This is a genomic window from Marinospirillum alkalitolerans, assembly GCF_045055655.1.
In the GTDB taxonomy this organism is placed as follows: Bacteria; Pseudomonadota; Gammaproteobacteria; order Pseudomonadales; family Halomonadaceae; genus Marinospirillum; species Marinospirillum alkalitolerans.
Genome location: NZ_JBANFI010000008.1, coordinates 13,643 through 29,876, shown reverse-complemented (window position 1 = coordinate 29,876; position 16,234 = coordinate 13,643). Strand labels below are relative to the sequence as shown.

Here is a 16,234-nt window from a genome sequence, read left to right as displayed (position 1 = left end):
TCACCCTGATCCAGTCACGCAGTGAACGGCAAGATACAAGACTGGGATACGTTGGATCGCAATAAAATGACGGATCTGATTTGAAAGTGTGAAGTGGATCACCCCACTCTCTATTCAGTTTGTTACTCTGACTCAGCAGCGCATCGAGGCCACCATGTCTGATTTTTCTTCTATGAGCGCAGAACGTATTCGCCGCTTAAATGCCATTGGCATCGCTCTCTCTGCGCAGCAGGACCAAAACCAGCTGTTGGAAATGATTCTCAGCAGTGCGCGTGAGTTAACACAAGCCGATGCAGGCACCCTCTACCGACTCGAAGGTCAGGCATTACGTTTTACTATGGTGCAGAATGATACACTGAATATCCACCTTGGCGGCAGTGGTGCCCCAGTTGGTGATCACTTTCCGCTGATTCCTCTTTATCTGGAGGATCAACAGCCCAATCAGCGCATGATTGTGGCTTTTTCTGTGCTCCATAAAAAAACAGTCCGCATTGAAGATGCCTACCATGAGGCAGGTTTTGATTTCTCAGGTACGCGCGCTTTCGATCAAAAAAGCGGCTATCGCTCTCAGTCCTTTTTGACCGTCCCTCTACTGAACCATGAAGGCGAGGTCATCGCCGCGCTTCAGCTGCTGAACAAGAAATCAGGCCAGCGCACCATCAGCTTTGATGCAGAGGATCAGGAAATCGCCGAGTCTCTTGCCTCACAAGCCGCTATAGCGCTGACCAATCGCTGCTTAATTGATGAGCTGCGCCATCTATTTGATAGCTTTGTACAGGTGATTGCCAGCGCCATTGACTCGAAATCGCCCCATACCGGAGCCCATTGCCGCCGCGTGCCGGATGCTACGCTCATGCTCGCGCAGGCCGCTGATGGTGCTGGCTTTCCTGGCCTTGAGGACTTCACGCTCAGCGAAGAAGACTACTACGAACTCAAAACAGCCGCATGGCTACATGATTGTGGCAAGGTGATCACACCCCATCATGTGATGGAGAAATCAACCAAGCTGGAAACCCTGTATGATCGTATCGACGCGGTGGCAGATCGCTTTGAAATTCTCAAACGCGATCTTGAAATCCAGCAGCTCCAAGCTGAATTGGCCGCCTTGCGTGCAGGCCAGACGCCACCCGATCGCACCGCTGAGCAGCAAGCCATCCATCAACTCGAACAAGATCTGTTTTTCTTGCGCCAAGCCAATACCGGCGGCGAGTTTATGGCCGATGAGGATCTAGCGCGCATTCAAGGCTTGCGTCAGCACCAGTGGGTGGATCTCCACGGCCAGACTCGTGCTCTGCTCACCGAGGAAGAGGCCATGAATCTTTCCATTCGTCGCGGCACCCTCAATAGTGAAGAAAGACAAATCATGGAAGGCCATATGGTGCATACCCTGGCGATGCTGAAACAGCTTCCCTTTCCTAAGCATTTACAACGCGTACCGGAATACGCTGGCGGTCACCATGAGCGTATGGATGGGCGCGGCTACCCTTTAGGGCTGACACGCGAGCAGATGTCGATTCCGGCACGAATGATGGGCATTGCGGATGTTTTTGAAGCCCTCACGGCGCACGAACGGCCTTATAAAAAGCCCATGCCCTTATCTCAGGCGCTCACGATTATGGGGCGCATGGTCGAGGACCAGCATCTTGATCCCGATCTCTTCGCCCTCTTTGTTTACAAGAAAGTCTATCTTGATTACGCTAAAAAACATCTGCGCCCAGAGCAGCTTGATGAGATCGATCTGGGCAGTCTTCCCGGCCTCGCTCTGGCTTGTGCTGATCCAACTCACCAATAGGAGTCGCTCTGCGTGAAGATCGAAATTCTTGGGTGCAGTGGCGGCATGGGGCTGGGATTACACACCACCTGCTTACGCATCAACCAACATCTGCTGATCGATGCCGGTAGCGGACTGGGTCAACTCAGCCAGGAAGAGCTGCTGGCCATACGGCATATTCTGATCACCCATGCCCATCTGGACCATCTGTGCTTTTTGCCTTTGCTGATTGATAACCTGTTCGAGCATCTGGAGCAGCCCATCGAAGTCTATGCCCTGCCTGAGGTCATTCAGGTGATGCAGCAGCATATCTTTAACTGGCAGGTCTGGCCTGATTTCTCAACCCTGCCAACGCCAGAGCATCCTGTGGTGCGCTTTCATGCCATCCAACCGGATCAGCCCTTAGTCCTTGAACAACTCAAGATCACGCCGTTTAGTGTGCAGCATACGGTACCCACCTGTGGTTATCATCTGATCAGCGAACACGGCCGATGCTTTGCTTTTACCAGCGACACCACCTTCTCTGCCGATCTAGTGGCGCGGCTCAATCAGTTTGGCCCCTTGGATGCTCTGATGACCGAGTGCGCCTTTCCGAATCGGATGCAGGATCTGGCCCGTGCCTCACAACACCTCACACCCATGCTGCTCAAACAGCTTCTCAGTGAGCTCGATCACCCACCGCAACAAGTCTGGCTATCGCATCTTAAGCCCAGCCAAACAGCGGAAATCAGAGACGAAATTCAGCAGCTGCGCAGCGCCAGTCAATTGCATCTGCTGCGCTCAGGCGAGCAGTTTAGCCTGTAAGCCAGCTATTTATTTTTCGTGATGCACCCACACGCCAGCCCAGTCTTCTCCGGGAGGGGTTGCGCTATAGAGCTGACACCGCTCACGATAGATATGAAGGATATTGAGCTCTGGCTGTTGCAGCATCAAGGACTCAAAAGCCGCCTGCGCCACGCTAAAATCCGCCTGCTGATAAGCCTCAACGGCTCGATGATAAGCATCCAGCTGAGCTTGCTGATCCGCGCTGAGTTCAGCGCTCAGGCCCAGAGGTTGATAAATATGAACGGGTTCAGCACGCCCCTTCACCTGAACACAATCCACATATCGATAGGCAAACTCAGGGGCCGCATCACGTGTTGTCTGACTCACCAAAACGGGCACAGCATAAAACTTGGTTAAGCCTTCTAAGCGCGAACCCAGATTGACGTTATCTCCCATGACGGTATAAGCCATCCGAAAACTGGAGCCCATATTGCCAACATTCATCGCGCCGGTATTCAGCCCTATCCCCATAGCCAGCGCTGGCTTACCCTCAGCAACAAAGGTGTGATTCACCCGCTCTAACGCCTCCAGCATGGCAAAAGCGCCGCGTAGCGCCGCCGCTGCATGTTCAGGCTGGTGCAAGGGGGCCCCCCAAAAGGCCATGACCGCATCGCCCATATATTTATCAATGGTGCCCTGTTGTTGATGGATCGCGGCGGTAATCGGAGTCAGCAGGCGATTCATCACCTCCGTCAGCTCGGAAGGCGCGAGGGTTTCAGAAAAGGCCGTAAAGCCACGCACATCTGAGAAGAGCACGGTCATCTCACGCTCTTCTCCATCCAGCGTTAACGCCTCTGGGTGCGCGACCAGCTCAGCCACCAGCTCTGGCGGGATATAGCGCCCAAAGCTCTGCGTCACCCAGTTTTTTGCGCGGCTTTCACGCAGAAAGTTCATGCTCATGTGCCAACCCGCTAAGAGCAGCAGCAGCACAACGCCCGAGGCCAGAGGCAAGACCCAGCCAGCGGACCAGGCCCAAAAATTCAGCGCAAAGTGGATCGTCAACAACAGCAGGCTGATCGCTAACACAGCCAGAGCTTGCCAGCGGGGGAAGAAGTAAGTCATCAATATCCCCAGCGCGAACAGCAACAGCAGTGCGGCGGCCAGGGTGAAGGGGGGTTCAGCTTTAAAGCTTTGATGTAGCATCCCTGCCAACAAGGTGGCGTTGATCTCTGGCCCGGGATAAACACTGCCCACCGGAGTCGAACGCAGATCCATCAAGCCCGGTGCAGAAGCCCCTAAAATCACCAGCGCCCCCTCTAGAAGCGCCGGATCGGCTAATCCGAGCAGAATATCCTTGGCCGACACATAGGTAAAATGCCCGCGCTCACCATACCAGGGCACCAAAGCCCCTGATCGCCCATCGGTGGGCAGAACAAAACCGCCGAGATCAATACCCTCAAGCTGCAATAGACCACCCGCTTCTTCGATCTTTAACTCAACTGGCGGCTGACCTAAAAGCTGATACAACATCGCCAGAGGCAGATTAGGGTAGAGCTGGCCTTCCCAAAGCTGAAAGAGCGGCACGCGACGAAAAACGCCATCCCCATCCACCAGCGGATTATCAAAAAAGCCACCACCTAAGGCGGCTGCCTGCAAGGAGGTGAGATTGCTGGTATAGCGCTCTGGACGCGGCCAAGGCAGGCTGGCCCAGTCTCGCTCTGTCGGTGCCAGAAGGACGGGGGCGGGTAACTGCCCTGAAGCGGGTGGGTCTTGTTCAGTGACTCGCGATTGAAAGTAAAATCCAGTGACCACCGGAAACTGTGCCATCACCTGCGCCAACAGATCATCACCTGAAGCACGCGGAGGTTCTACCGGCAAATCAGGGTAGGCGTGATGCAGCTGCGGCCAGATCAGCGCCAGCGGGTCCGCTTCTGGCTCAGCAAAGACGATATCAATACCCAGTAGGCTGATCTGATAATCGAGAAACAGGCGCTCGATCAACTCCGCCACCGTCATGCGCGGCCAAGGCCATTGCCCAATCGCCGCCAGACTGCGCTCATCTAAATCGACCAGCACGATTGCTGGGTCAACGTCTCCACTTAAGGTGGTTTGCACGCGCCAGTCATAACTCATCCATTCCAAGCGCTCCACCAGACGACTCGGCCACCAACCCGCGACCTCACCCAGAATCAGGGCTAGCAAAGCCAGACTGATCCAACGCTGCACGGCCAATAGATTCCAGAAATGCTGCCGCCAAACACGACCTGCTGCCTGTACGATGGCCATGCGACCTCCTCATTAAATAGCCTCTAAAGCTTCACTGAGGCTGGAGACAGCGATGACCTCCATACCTGAAATCGGCTCGCGCGGCTGATTCCCCTTGGGAACAATCGCTTTTTGAAAGCCATGCTTGGCCGCCTCACGAATCCGCTCTTGTCCACTTGGCACCGGGCGAATTTCGCCTGAAAGCCCCACCTCACCAATCACCATCAATTCATGCGGCAGCGGCTGGTTTCTCAGCGAGGAGACGATGGCCACCAAGGCCGCCAAATCGGCACTGGTTTCTAATACCTTGACCCCGCCGACCACATTCAGAAACACATCCTGATCTCCGGTAAACACGCCACCGTGGCGATGCAAAACAGCAAGCAGCAAGGCCAAACGCTGAGCATCCAGTCCCACAGCCACTCGTCTCGGCTGCCCAAGCGCGGATTCATCGACCAGAGCTTGCACTTCCACCAACAGCGGGCGCGTGCCTTCCCAGGTCGCCATCACCACACTGCCCGGCGCGGCCTCTGCATCGCGGTTCAAGAAGATCGCAGAGGGATTTTTCACTTCTTTGAGTCCAGTTTCTAGCATCGCAAAGACACCCAGCTCATTGATCGCGCCAAAACGGTTTTTCTGACCACGCAGCATCCGAAAGCGTGAATCGCCATCCCCCTCTAGAAGTAAGGAGGCATCAATCATGTGTTCCAGCACCTTCGGACCAGCCAGAGAACCGTCTTTGGTGACATGGCCAACCAGAAACAATACGGTATGACTTTGCTTGGCATAGCGAGTCAAAAAAGCCGCCGACTCACGCACCTGTGCCACACCGCCCGGTGCGGATTGCAGTTCTTCGATATGCATGGTTTGGATGGAGTCCACGATCAACACCTGAGGCTTCATCTGCTCGGCTGTGGCTAAAATCGCTTCGACGCTGGTTTCAGCCAGCATTTTCAGCCCCTGAGTCGGCAAGCCTAAGCGCTGTGCGCGTAAAGCCACTTGCTGCAAGGATTCCTCACCCGTGACATAGAGCACCGACATGACCTGCGCCAGCTGGCAGGCCGTTTGCAATAACAAGGTCGATTTACCGGCACCAGGATGGCCGCCCAGCAGTACCGCCGAACCTGGGACCAAACCGCCCCCAAGCACGCGATCAAACTCGGCAAAGGTGGTTGAAAAACGCGGCAGGGCTTCCAGATTGATTTCAGACAGATCCTGTACCTGACGTGAGAGCCCGCCAGCAAAACCGCTACGTGCACCACTGGTCAGCGGCGCGGCACTACGACTGCTGCCAAGACGCACTTCCTGGACGCTATTCCACTCCTTACAAGAGGCGCACTGGCCCTGCCACTTGCTGTATTCCGCGCCACATTCAATGCACACATAGGCCGTTTTCTGTTTTGCCATCTTGCTTTTCTTTCCTTTTCACACTTGCATAGATATGCATTGACAGTTATAAAAATCAGCACCAATATAACCAAAATCCGTATTACTCCAAAGCCGCTCACACGAGCAGGCCAGCCCTCAAGCTGCTCCACCCATCATCCACTAGGAAGAATAAAGATGAAACGTGAAACCCTTGCCTTGCACCATGCTTACACCCCTGATGGCCAGCATTCTGTTGCTGTGCCGATTCACCAAACCACTTCTTTTAGCTTTGATTCGGCGCAGCATGCCGCAGATCTCTTTGATCTCAAAGTTCAAGGCAATATCTACTCACGCATCATGAATCCGACCTGCGATGTGCTGGAGCAACGTGTTGCCGCGCTAGAAGGTGGCCTTGCTGGTCTGGCTTTTGCCTCAGGCATGGCGGCCATTACCGCAGCGATCCAGACGCTGGCAGAGACAGGGGATAACATCATCTCGATCAGTGAGCTTTATGGCGGTACTTATAATCTCTTTGCTCACACTCTACCACGCCAGGGTATTGAGGTTCGCTTTGTCGATAAAGATGACTTTGCTGGCCTAGCAGCGCGGATTGATGCACGCACCAAAGCCGTGTATTGCGAATCCATTGGCAACCCCTCCGGCAGTCTAGTCAATATGCAGCGCCTGTGCGAAGCCGCCCATCAGCATGGTGTTCCTGTGATCGTGGATAACACGGTTGCAACACCCTTTTTGTGGCGGCCAATCGAGCAAGGCGCGGATATCGTCGTCCACTCAGCAACGAAATACATCGGTGGTCATGGCACCACCATTGGTGGCGTTCTGGTAGATTCTGGCCGCTTCCCTTGGGCCGATTATCCAGAGCGCTTCCCGCTACTGAACGAACCGGATGTTTCTTATCATGGCGTCAGCTATACCCGTGATGTCGGCGCGGCGGCTTTTATCGCACGCGCGCGGGTTGTTCCGCTGCGCAATATGGGCGCGGCATTATCAGCGCAAGCCGCTTGGAATCTGCTCCAGGGTTTAGAAACTCTGGCCCTGCGCATTGAGCGCATCTGTGATAACACCCAGAAGGTGGCTGAGTTTCTTGAGCAGCATCCTCAGGTTAGCTGGGTCAAATATGCCGGCCTGCCGAGTCACCCAGATCATGCCTTGGCACAAGAGATCATGCAGGGCCGCGCTTCGGGTATTCTGAGCTTTGGCATTCAAGGCGGGAAGGAAGCGGGGGTGCGCTTCTATGATGCGCTGCAACTCTTTACACGCTTGGTGAATATCGGGGATGCCAAAAGCTGCGCCTCGATTCCTGCCTCGACAACGCACCGTCAGCTCAATGCGCAGGAGCTGGCCAGTGCAGGAGTCAGTGAAGATATGGTGCGCCTTTCAGTGGGTATCGAACACATTGATGACCTGCTGGCGGATCTCAACCAAGCCTTGGAAGCCGCACAAGGTTAAGCTTGTTATGCGCCGTCATCAAACGGCAACATAAGTCTATACTTGGTGACTTGCTGCTAGAGAAGTCGGGCTATAAGATGGCCCGCTTCTTTAGTAGCAGTGCAAATAAGGTGGGCTGTTCTACATTCACTGAACGGCCATTCACCGACACCGAGGTTGATCTTGAATCAAGAATATCGTTTAGGGGAGCAGGATCTCCTTATCTCACGCACCAATCTGCAAGGCCAAATCACCTACGCGAACCCGGCTTTTGTTGAGGCCAGCGGCTACGCGCTCCATGAATTGATCGGTGCCAACCACAATCTGGTGCGCCATCCCAGTATGCCCAAAGCCGCTTTCGCCAACCTCTGGTCCTGCATTCAAGCTGGCCAGACCTGGCAAGGGCTGGTCAAAAATCGACGTAAAAATGGCCAGTTCTATTGGGTGCAAGCCCATGTAGTGCCACTGGTTGAAGACGGCCGCGTGGTGGGCTACGCCTCTTTGCGCACCTGCCCTGACCGTGAAGCCGTGGCCCTTGCCCATCAAGTCTATGACAAGATGCAGCGCGGAGAGCGCACTGGCTATCAGCTCCAACAAGGTCAGCTCATACCTACCTCTGTGTTCGCTAAGGTGGCCCGAATCCGGTGGCGCGCTGCCGAAGTACTCTTGCCCTTACTGCTGCTGCTCTTCAATGCGTTTTTTATCCTCGCATTAAGTCAGTTTTTTACTCACACCACCGCGCCTGCCCTCTCTTGGCCTTGGATCACAGGTGTCGGCCTTTTTGTGCTGCTCACCAATGGGCTGGGCTGGCTACTGAGGCGCCAGCTGATTCAACGCACCCACCAGCTCAAGGCTTTCGCCTTACAAATCGCCGCTGGCAATCTGAGTGTCTCGCCCCCTGTAGAGGATCGCAGCGCGATGGGACAGCTCGCGCAGGCCTTACAGACCATGCGTAAAGGACTGCTCAGCATTGCGCTTGATGTCCATCAAAGCGTGGCGCAGATTTCGCCGCAAATCGAAACCATCGCCCAAAGCAATCAGGGTATTGCCGGACAGGTCACCCAACAGGCGGCCGCGATGGAAGAACTCACCAGCGCCATCCAAAGCATCAGTCAGGATGTGCGCACCACGGCAACCCATGCTCAGCAGGCCACCGGCTTGGCGCAACAAAGCCATCAACAGATGCAGACCACCCAGATCCTTTCGCAAGAGGCCCTGGCTGCCGTTCAGCTCACGCATCGCCTGAGCAGTCAAATGTCCAGCATTCTCGAAGCCATGCAGGGGATTGCCTTTCAAACCAATATTCTGGCTCTCAATGCTGCCGTAGAAGCATCACGTGCGGGTGAACACGGGCGTGGATTTGCGGTTGTGGCAGGTGAGGTCAAAAGACTGGCGCAACACAGCGCCCAAGCAGCCAAGGAAGCCAGCGGATTGATTAGCCAATCGGCGCAGCAGATGCACACGACCAGCAGCAGAATTGAAGAAATGGATCAGGCGATGCAGCAGATTGGGCAGGCCAGCCAGAGACTCTTGACCCTGATGCGCAGCCTACAGCAGATTGCAACCGAACAAAGCCAAGAAATTAGCTGCGTGACCCAAGCCGCAGAGTCTGTACAAAATGCCACACTGGAAAACAGTGATCTCGCCGCGGCGGCAGCAGAAGCTGCCCAACAGCTGGATACGGAAAACCATCAATTAATTGTTGCCGTCAGCGCTTTTCGTACACAAAACCAGCAAGGACGGGAACTGACGGCGGAGATTCAGCCCTCGCACGCATAAAGTGAGATCGAGAGCTGAATCGATGGTGGCTGAGCCAGCCGCAGATTTAACGAGAAGTGGGCTTTTTCCGGCTCGATGTGGTTTTCTTCCGCGCCGGCGTTCTTCTCTGAGCCGGCTTGGCAGGCGCGCTGGTTGGCGACTCAGCAGCAGCCGTTTGTGGTGCGGATGTCGACGGCGATGTCTCAGGCGTTGACGACTGAGTCTGCGCCGATTGAGCAGCAGAGGCTGTCTGTGTTGTCGCTGGAGCGGCCTCAGCTGCCTTGGTCTCAGGGGCTGGCTCTTTGGCTGCAGGAGCAGGGGCTTTAGGTGGCTGAGGCTGATGCGCAGGCGGCTCATCTTGCAAGAAGTCGGCGGCTGTTTCTAAATACTCCGTCAGCAGCTTTTTACTGACCACAAAGATATGGCCAATATTCTTCTCGATCGTCCGGTTCAAGCCACCGCGCGTCATCTGAATATTCTCTTTGGTGCTGCCCCAGCGTTCACTGGTTAAACAGGAACCAACAGGCGCAATAGGATCGCGCTGCCCACGATAATCAAAGATCGCAAAGTCAGCTGTATTCAGCACATCCATATTGACTGGCTTGCCATCCAGTTCAGGGAAGCGAGAAGGCAGGCAGTAGCGCCCTTCCCAAATCTCATTACCAATAAAGACCCGCTCTATCCATTCACGGTGTGCCTTTGCTGGGAAGCGGGTACCTGAATTCAACCAATGCAGGAAGGGCGCGGCATCATCAATCGCACCAGGGAAGTTTGCCCGCGCATAGAAGCCTTCGGCCACACTGAAGGCCACTCCGGGCTGAATCGCATGCATACCAGCTTCAATGGTTTGTGGCGGCAGGTTGGATTCGCCGAAGAAGGTTTGCATGATTTCAGCATCATAGCTTTCACGGATCACATCCCGCATCGGCTTATGTCCGCTCTTCTCATCGTCAAACAGAATGGGTGTGGTCATCAGCACCACTTGACGAATCTTCAGCTCACGCCCTTCCAAAGCGGCTTCTTCAACACGGCGCGCTAGATAGGGCATAAACAAGGTGCCGCCCATGCAGTAGGCCATGACTTCAATCACCTGACCTGGATGGCGCTCCATCACCAGATCAAGATAGCGGTCATGTACTGTCTTGCCATAGAAGTTCAAACCCAAATGCTTCTGCTCAGGCCCAGGATTGCCATAGTCGACCATATAGAGGTCATAACCAAGTGCAAGCATACCCTCAACCACGGATTTGCCCGGAGCCAAATCAAACAGCTCACAACGGTTGATCATCGGGCTGGCCATATACAAGGTTTTGCCATTCGGCTTGACCCCTTCTGGGCGCGGATAGTGGCGCAAACGCACCGTGTACAGCTCAGAGCCTGCCACTGTCTCCCACGGGCAGGCACCGATACGCGCATAAGGAGATTCCAGCGCAAAACGCCGCACATCAAAAGCATCATGGGCCAGCAGCGCCAGTAAGCGCAGCTCGCAATCTTCTAAATATTCCTGATCTGTCTGCAGCTTGGCACCTTCGGCCGACACCTTGCGATAAGGGTTACGACGCAGTTCACTCAAGGGCTCATTGGCGATGACCTGCAGCAGCGAGCGCAGTAGTTTCTTCATCGCACGCAGGCGGGTTTGTCCATAGCTGTGGTATTGATGCTCAAGCAATGGGAAGGCCGCCAGCTGCCCCATCAACCAAGCCTGACCGGCCGGTGTGGTGCAGGCCCATTCACATTGCTGGCGATCAAAGCTGAGCTTACGGCCCTGACGAGTAATGTAATCGCGTTTTTCTTCTTTTTCTTGCTCGCTGGCCTCGGTTTCTTTCGTTAAAGCCGTCACTAGGCGTCTCAGACGAACCGCATACAGGCTCTCAATACGCAGATTATCAGCTGCTACGGCATCGGGATCGCGGCCTGCAGCGACGGCCTTTTCTGTAGCGGCCACAAGAGGTTTCATCCAGAAGGTAAAAGCTTCTTGCGGAACACCCCAAGCACCCCAAAAAGCAGCCTGCTGCTGGCTGGCTTTAAAGCAGGTTTTTAGCATCAGCCCGTTGTATTCACTGAGCCAATGTTTGGTGTCTGGACGACGATCGGGATTATCAATCATCGTTAAGCCAAGCATGGCGTCCAAATCATCCGCACTGAACCTTTTGGGGAGTAGACCGGCATACTGCTCTGCTGTCCATTGGGTGAGACTGGGAATAAGCTCTTCACTCATCGCAAACATACCTTAACCTCCTGTGAAGCAAGATGGCTGTGCTCACCGGAAACATCGCAGTGAACACAGAAAAAACACGACCAACGATCGTTTAGCTGCCCTGGTGCAGCGGCAAGCTCAGTTCATGCACGGCATCAATCAGCACGCGCGCATGTTCTGGATCAGCAAACTGATTAATACCATGCCCCAGATTAAAGACATGGCCTGTTCCTGGGCCATAGCTGGTCAGGATACGCTGCACTTCCTGACGAATGGACGCTGGCGAACCAAATAGCGCGCTGGGGTCCATATTGCCTTGAAGCGCAACCTGATGGCCCACGCGAGCACGCGCATCGCTCATTTCTGTCGTCCAATCCAGACCGAGGGCATCAGCACCTGTCGCAGCCATGGCTTCAAGCCACTGGCCACCGCCCTTGGTGAACAGAATCACTGGGACACGGCGACCATCCTGCTCACGGATCAAGCCATCAACGATCTGCTGCATATACTTGAGCGAAAACTCAAGGTAGGCAGGCGTTGACAAGGCACCACCCCAAGAATCAAAGATCTGCACGGCTTGAGCACCAGCACGTATCTGGGCATTCAAATAGGCCGTGACCGTTTGCGCCAGCTTATCCAGCAGCTGGTGCATCACCTCTGGCTGACCATAGAGCAGACCCTTGGCATGACGATACTCTCGACTGCCTTGGCCTTCGATCATATAGGTGGCCAAGGTCCACGGACTGCCAGAAAAACCGATCAGCGGCACACGGCCATTCAGCTCTTGGCGAATCATGCGCACAGCATTCATCACATAATCCAGATCAGTCTCAACATCGGGAATGGGTAAGGCTTCGACTTCAGCTGCCGTGCGTACGGTCTTTTTAAAGCGCGGACCCTCGCCTGCTTCAAAATAGAGGCCCAGGCCCATCGCATCAGGAATAGTCAGAATGTCTGAGAAGAGGATCGCGGCATCCAGCTCAAAGCGCTCCAAGGGCTGTAAAGTCACTTCACAAGCCAGCTCAGTATTGCGGCATAAATCCATAAAATTACCAGCTTGCTGACGGGTCGCCTTGTACTCAGGTAGATAGCGTCCGGCTTGACGCATCATCCAAACAGGCGTTTTGTCTACAGGCTGACGCAGCAGCGCGCGCAAGAAACGATCATTTTTAAGCTCAGTCATAAACCTTCCTAATCAACAAGAAATCACTAAAATGGCTGGATCTATTGTAGCCTGCCTCGCATCAGGGTACACGATGAGATACAAAAAAGTCCGGCCCAGCACTGAGTGGATCAACTTGTTCAACAAAATACGATCGAAAGCTGTCGAATGCGCGCTATCCGAGTACAATAGTCGGATTAATGCTGCACCAAGCTTGCTCTCCTTCCACCCTATCGATAAGAGAACAACCTGTGACCTTGCGTTTTATCGCCTCATCTAAACTGCCCACACCCTGGGCTACCTTTACTATGCATGGCTTTGAAGAAACCAGCAGCGGACAGGAGCATGTCGCGCTGACGCTCGGTTCTTTTGCTGATCAACAACCCGTGCTGGCCCGCATCCATTCTGAATGCTTAACTGGCGACGCCCTGTTTTCTTTACGCTGCGATTGTGGTTTTCAGCTTCAGGAAGCTTTGAAGCGCATTGCAGCCGAAAAACGCGGTGCGCTCTTTTATCTGCGTCAGGAAGGGCGAGGCATTGGCCTGTTGAATAAGATTCGCGCCTATCATTTACAGGATCAGGGCGCAGATACAGTTGAAGCCAATGAACGCCTTGGCTTTGCTGCTGATCAGCGCGACTACTCGATGTTGCAGCCAATGCTGGAGCATCTAGGCATTCAATCAGTCCGCCTGATGACCAATAATCCGCGTAAGTTAAAGGCGCTAGAAGGCTATGGCCTGACAGTGGCCGATCGCGTGCCGCTCACAACTGGACGCAATCCTTTTAATGAGGATTATCTCAGCACCAAAGCCAGCAAGCTCGGCCATCTGATGCAGGCAACAGACTTCGAGCCTTTTACGCCGCATCACCCTGATGCACGCCGCCAACCCTAAGGCAGAGCGCAGCTAGCCCCTATAAAAAACCCCGCCAAGATGAGCGGGGTCAGACGAGAAGGAGACAAGCTAGTCGCCGATCACCATCACGCCTTCTGCTTCAAACTCAGCGCCCTTAGGCAGAGCAGAGACTTGGACTGCGGCGCGAGCGGGATAGGGCTGCTGGAAGTAGCGTGCCATCACTTCATTGACCAAGGCAAAGTGGCCCAGATCGGTGAGGTAAAGATTTAGCTTCACCAGATCCTCTAATCCACCGCCAGCGGCTTCGCAAACGGCCTTGAGGTTCTCAAATACTTGCACCACCTGATCTTCAAAACTGCTGGTCACCAGCTCCATGGTTTTGGGATCAAGAGCGATCTGACCAGAAAGATAAACGGTGTTACCGGCCTTCACTGCCTGGGAGTAGGTGCCGATGGCCTGAGGGGCTTGGTCCGTTGAAATCACTGCACGATTACTCATCACATCCATCCTCTTTATGCTGTTAACGTAAACGTACCACTTTGCCGACTTCTGGAATCAGACGCAAGTGCTTCATGACACGCGCCAAATGCACCCGATTTTTCACTGAGAGTTCCAAGGTCAGCGTCGAGAGCTTGGCGTCTCGATCATCCACACTGATACGCTCCAAGTTAGCATCCATCTCCGTCACCAAAGTGGCAATGCGTGCAATCATGCCACGCTGATGTTCGATCACCAGACGCAGATGCACAGCAAAATCACCTTCTGTCTCTGCCGCCCATTCAAGTGGCAGGCACTTATCGAGATTGTCACGAATATCGGCCAGATTACGACAGGTATCACGATGCACAACGATGCCACTGCCAAAGCTGATATGGCCAAGAATCGAGTCACCAGGGATAGGACGACAGCAGCGCGCAAAGCTGATCACCATGCCCTCAGTGCCATGAATAATCATCGCCGAACTGCTGTCCTGACGCGGTTTTTCTTCATACTTCTGCTGATCGAGCAAGCGACGTGCAACGGCATAGGCCATGCGCTCACCCAAACCAATCGAAGCCATCAGAGCAGAGACGGAATCCAGCTCCATCTCCTGCGCCAGCTGCTCTAGCCGTTCAGGGGCCAGCTGCTCTAGCTGCACATCGAATTGTAAGAGGGCTTTTTCAAGCAAACGCCGACCCAAGGCTTCTGATTCCGTGCGCTGCTGCTGTTTCAGATAATGACGAATAGCGGATCTGGCTTTGGCCGTGGTCACAAAAGAGAGCCAAGCCAGATTGGGGCGCGCTCCAGGTGCGGTGATCACTTCAACGGTTTGTCCGCTTTCTAGCTTCATCGAAAGCGGCGCCAATTTGCGATCAACGCGACAGGCCACACAGGCATGCCCTATATCCGTGTGCACTGCATAGGCAAAATCAACCGCATTCGAGCCTTTGGGCAGCTCCATAATATCGCCGCGCGGCGTGAAGACGTAGATCTCATCTGGAAACAGATCGACCTTCACATGCTCGATAAACTCCAGCGAGTCTCCAGCACGCTGCTGCATCTCCAGCAACCCCTTCACCCACTGGCGCGCACGGGCATGGCTGCCCTCAGCAATGGGACGTTCAGTCTGGCCCGCTTTATAAAGCCAGTGAGCGGCCACACCATTGTTGGCCATGGCTTCCATTTCACGGGTGCGAATCTGCACCTCTATCGGCATGCCGCTCAAACCAAACAAGGTGGTATGCAGGGATTGATAGCCATTGGCCTTGGGGATGGCAATATAATCTTTGAATCGGCCAGGCACTGGCTTATAGGTATTATGCACGCTACCCAGAACACGGTAGCAGTCATCGACACTCTCCGTCAGCACCCGAAAAGCATAGACATCCATGATTTCATGGAAGGATTTTTTCTGGTGCTTCATCTTGCGATAGAGCGACAGGACATTCTTCTCCCGCCCAACGACACGGCCAGACAAGCCATCTTGATCCAAGCGCTCTTGCAGGCGATTTTGGATTTTCTTCACCACTTCTTTGCGATGACCGCGCACCTTCTGCACCGCACGCTTCAGGCGTTCGTAGCGCATCGGATAGATGGCTTGAAAGCTGAGATCTTCGAGTTCAAGACGCAGTGTATTAATGCCCAGACGATTAGCGATTGGCGCATAGATTTCGAGTGTTTCTTTAGCGATGCGGCGTTTTTTATCTGCGCGCAGTGCACCCAGCGTGCGCATATTGTGCAAACGGTCCGCCAGCTTCACCAGAATAACGCGGATGTCTTCGGCCATCGCCAAGACCATCTTGCGAAAGTTCTCAGCCTGAGCTTCGGCCTTGGATTCAAACTTAATCTGGGTCAGCTTAGAAACGCCATCCACCAGCTCAGCAACTGACTCGCCAAACTGCTGACTAATGGCTTCTTTATTCACGCCGGTATCTTCAATCACATCATGCAGCAAAGCGGCCATCAGTGCTTGATGATCAAGATGCAGGTTAGCCAGAATGGTGGCCACCGCAAGGGGATGCGTCACATAGGGTTCGCCGGAGCTGCGTTTCTGGCCATCATGGGCCTGCTCAGCATAGTAGTAGGCGCGACGAACCTGCTGAATCTCTTCAGCAGGGAGATAGCCTTTTAAACGGTCGCATAAATCTTCGATGGTATTCATTACC

General features: G+C 54.2%; 11 protein-coding genes. 5 read left to right on the top strand and 6 right to left on the bottom strand.

Features of this window, described 5'->3' with window-relative positions; genetic code table 11:
- Positions 1–154: 154 nt before the first annotated feature.
- Positions 155–1,792 (top strand): HD domain-containing phosphohydrolase, encoded by a 1,638-nt coding sequence (locus tag V6U78_RS11660; protein WP_405341005.1) that lies wholly within the window; start codon positions 155–157, stop codon positions 1,790–1,792.
- A 12-nt stretch (positions 1,793–1,804) separates the two neighbouring features.
- Positions 1,805–2,575, top strand: coding sequence for a 3',5'-cyclic-nucleotide phosphodiesterase (locus V6U78_RS11655; protein ID WP_405341002.1), 771 nt, complete (start codon positions 1,805–1,807; stop codon positions 2,573–2,575).
- A 9-nt stretch (positions 2,576–2,584) separates the two neighbouring features.
- Here V6U78_RS11655 and V6U78_RS11650 read toward each other — a convergent pair whose 3' ends face one another.
- Both V6U78_RS11650 and radA read right to left on the bottom strand, forming a co-directional pair.
- Positions 2,585–4,822: a CHASE2 domain-containing protein gene (locus tag V6U78_RS11650; protein WP_405340999.1), complete on the bottom strand. Its 2,238-nt coding sequence runs from the start codon at positions 4,820–4,822 to the stop codon at positions 2,585–2,587.
- A gap of 12 nt (positions 4,823–4,834) precedes the next feature.
- Positions 4,835–6,208: a DNA repair protein RadA gene (gene radA / locus V6U78_RS11645; protein ID WP_405340996.1), complete on the bottom strand. Its 1,374-nt coding sequence runs from the start codon at positions 6,206–6,208 to the stop codon at positions 4,835–4,837.
- A gap of 156 nt (positions 6,209–6,364) precedes the next feature.
- Here radA and V6U78_RS11640 point away from each other — a divergent pair, with 156 nt between their 5' ends.
- Positions 6,365–7,639 (top strand): O-acetylhomoserine aminocarboxypropyltransferase/cysteine synthase family protein, encoded by a 1,275-nt coding sequence (locus V6U78_RS11640; RefSeq protein WP_405340993.1) that lies wholly within the window; start codon positions 6,365–6,367, stop codon positions 7,637–7,639.
- A gap of 162 nt (positions 7,640–7,801) precedes the next feature.
- A complete protein-coding gene (locus V6U78_RS11635) occupies positions 7,802–9,397 on the top strand; it encodes a methyl-accepting chemotaxis protein (protein ID WP_405340990.1) in 1,596 nt (531 codons plus the stop codon).
- 46 nt (positions 9,398–9,443) lie between these two features.
- Here V6U78_RS11635 and V6U78_RS11630 read toward each other — a convergent pair whose 3' ends face one another.
- Complete coding sequence (locus V6U78_RS11630; protein ID WP_405340987.1) at positions 9,444–11,603, bottom strand: hypothetical protein; 2,160 nt, start codon at positions 11,601–11,603, stop codon at positions 9,444–9,446.
- 82 nt (positions 11,604–11,685) lie between these two features.
- Positions 11,686–12,756: a uroporphyrinogen decarboxylase gene (gene hemE / locus V6U78_RS11625; RefSeq protein WP_405340984.1), complete on the bottom strand. Its 1,071-nt coding sequence runs from the start codon at positions 12,754–12,756 to the stop codon at positions 11,686–11,688.
- 230 nt (positions 12,757–12,986) lie between these two features.
- On the opposite strand from hemE, the gene ribA reads away from it, so the two are divergent.
- Complete coding sequence (gene ribA / locus V6U78_RS11620) at positions 12,987–13,628, top strand: GTP cyclohydrolase II (protein ID WP_405340981.1); 642 nt, start codon at positions 12,987–12,989, stop codon at positions 13,626–13,628.
- A gap of 69 nt (positions 13,629–13,697) precedes the next feature.
- Here ribA and V6U78_RS11615 read toward each other — a convergent pair whose 3' ends face one another.
- Together V6U78_RS11615 and spoT are read right to left on the bottom strand one after the other, a co-directional pair.
- On the bottom strand, positions 13,698–14,087 hold the full coding sequence (locus V6U78_RS11615) for a RidA family protein (RefSeq protein ID WP_405340978.1): 390 nt from the start codon (positions 14,085–14,087) through the stop codon (positions 13,698–13,700).
- Positions 14,088–14,109: 22 nt separating this feature from the next.
- Positions 14,110–16,230 (bottom strand): bifunctional GTP diphosphokinase/guanosine-3',5'-bis pyrophosphate 3'-pyrophosphohydrolase, encoded by a 2,121-nt coding sequence (spoT, locus tag V6U78_RS11610; protein WP_405340975.1) that lies wholly within the window; start codon positions 16,228–16,230, stop codon positions 14,110–14,112.
- Positions 16,231–16,234: the final 4 nt, after the last annotated feature.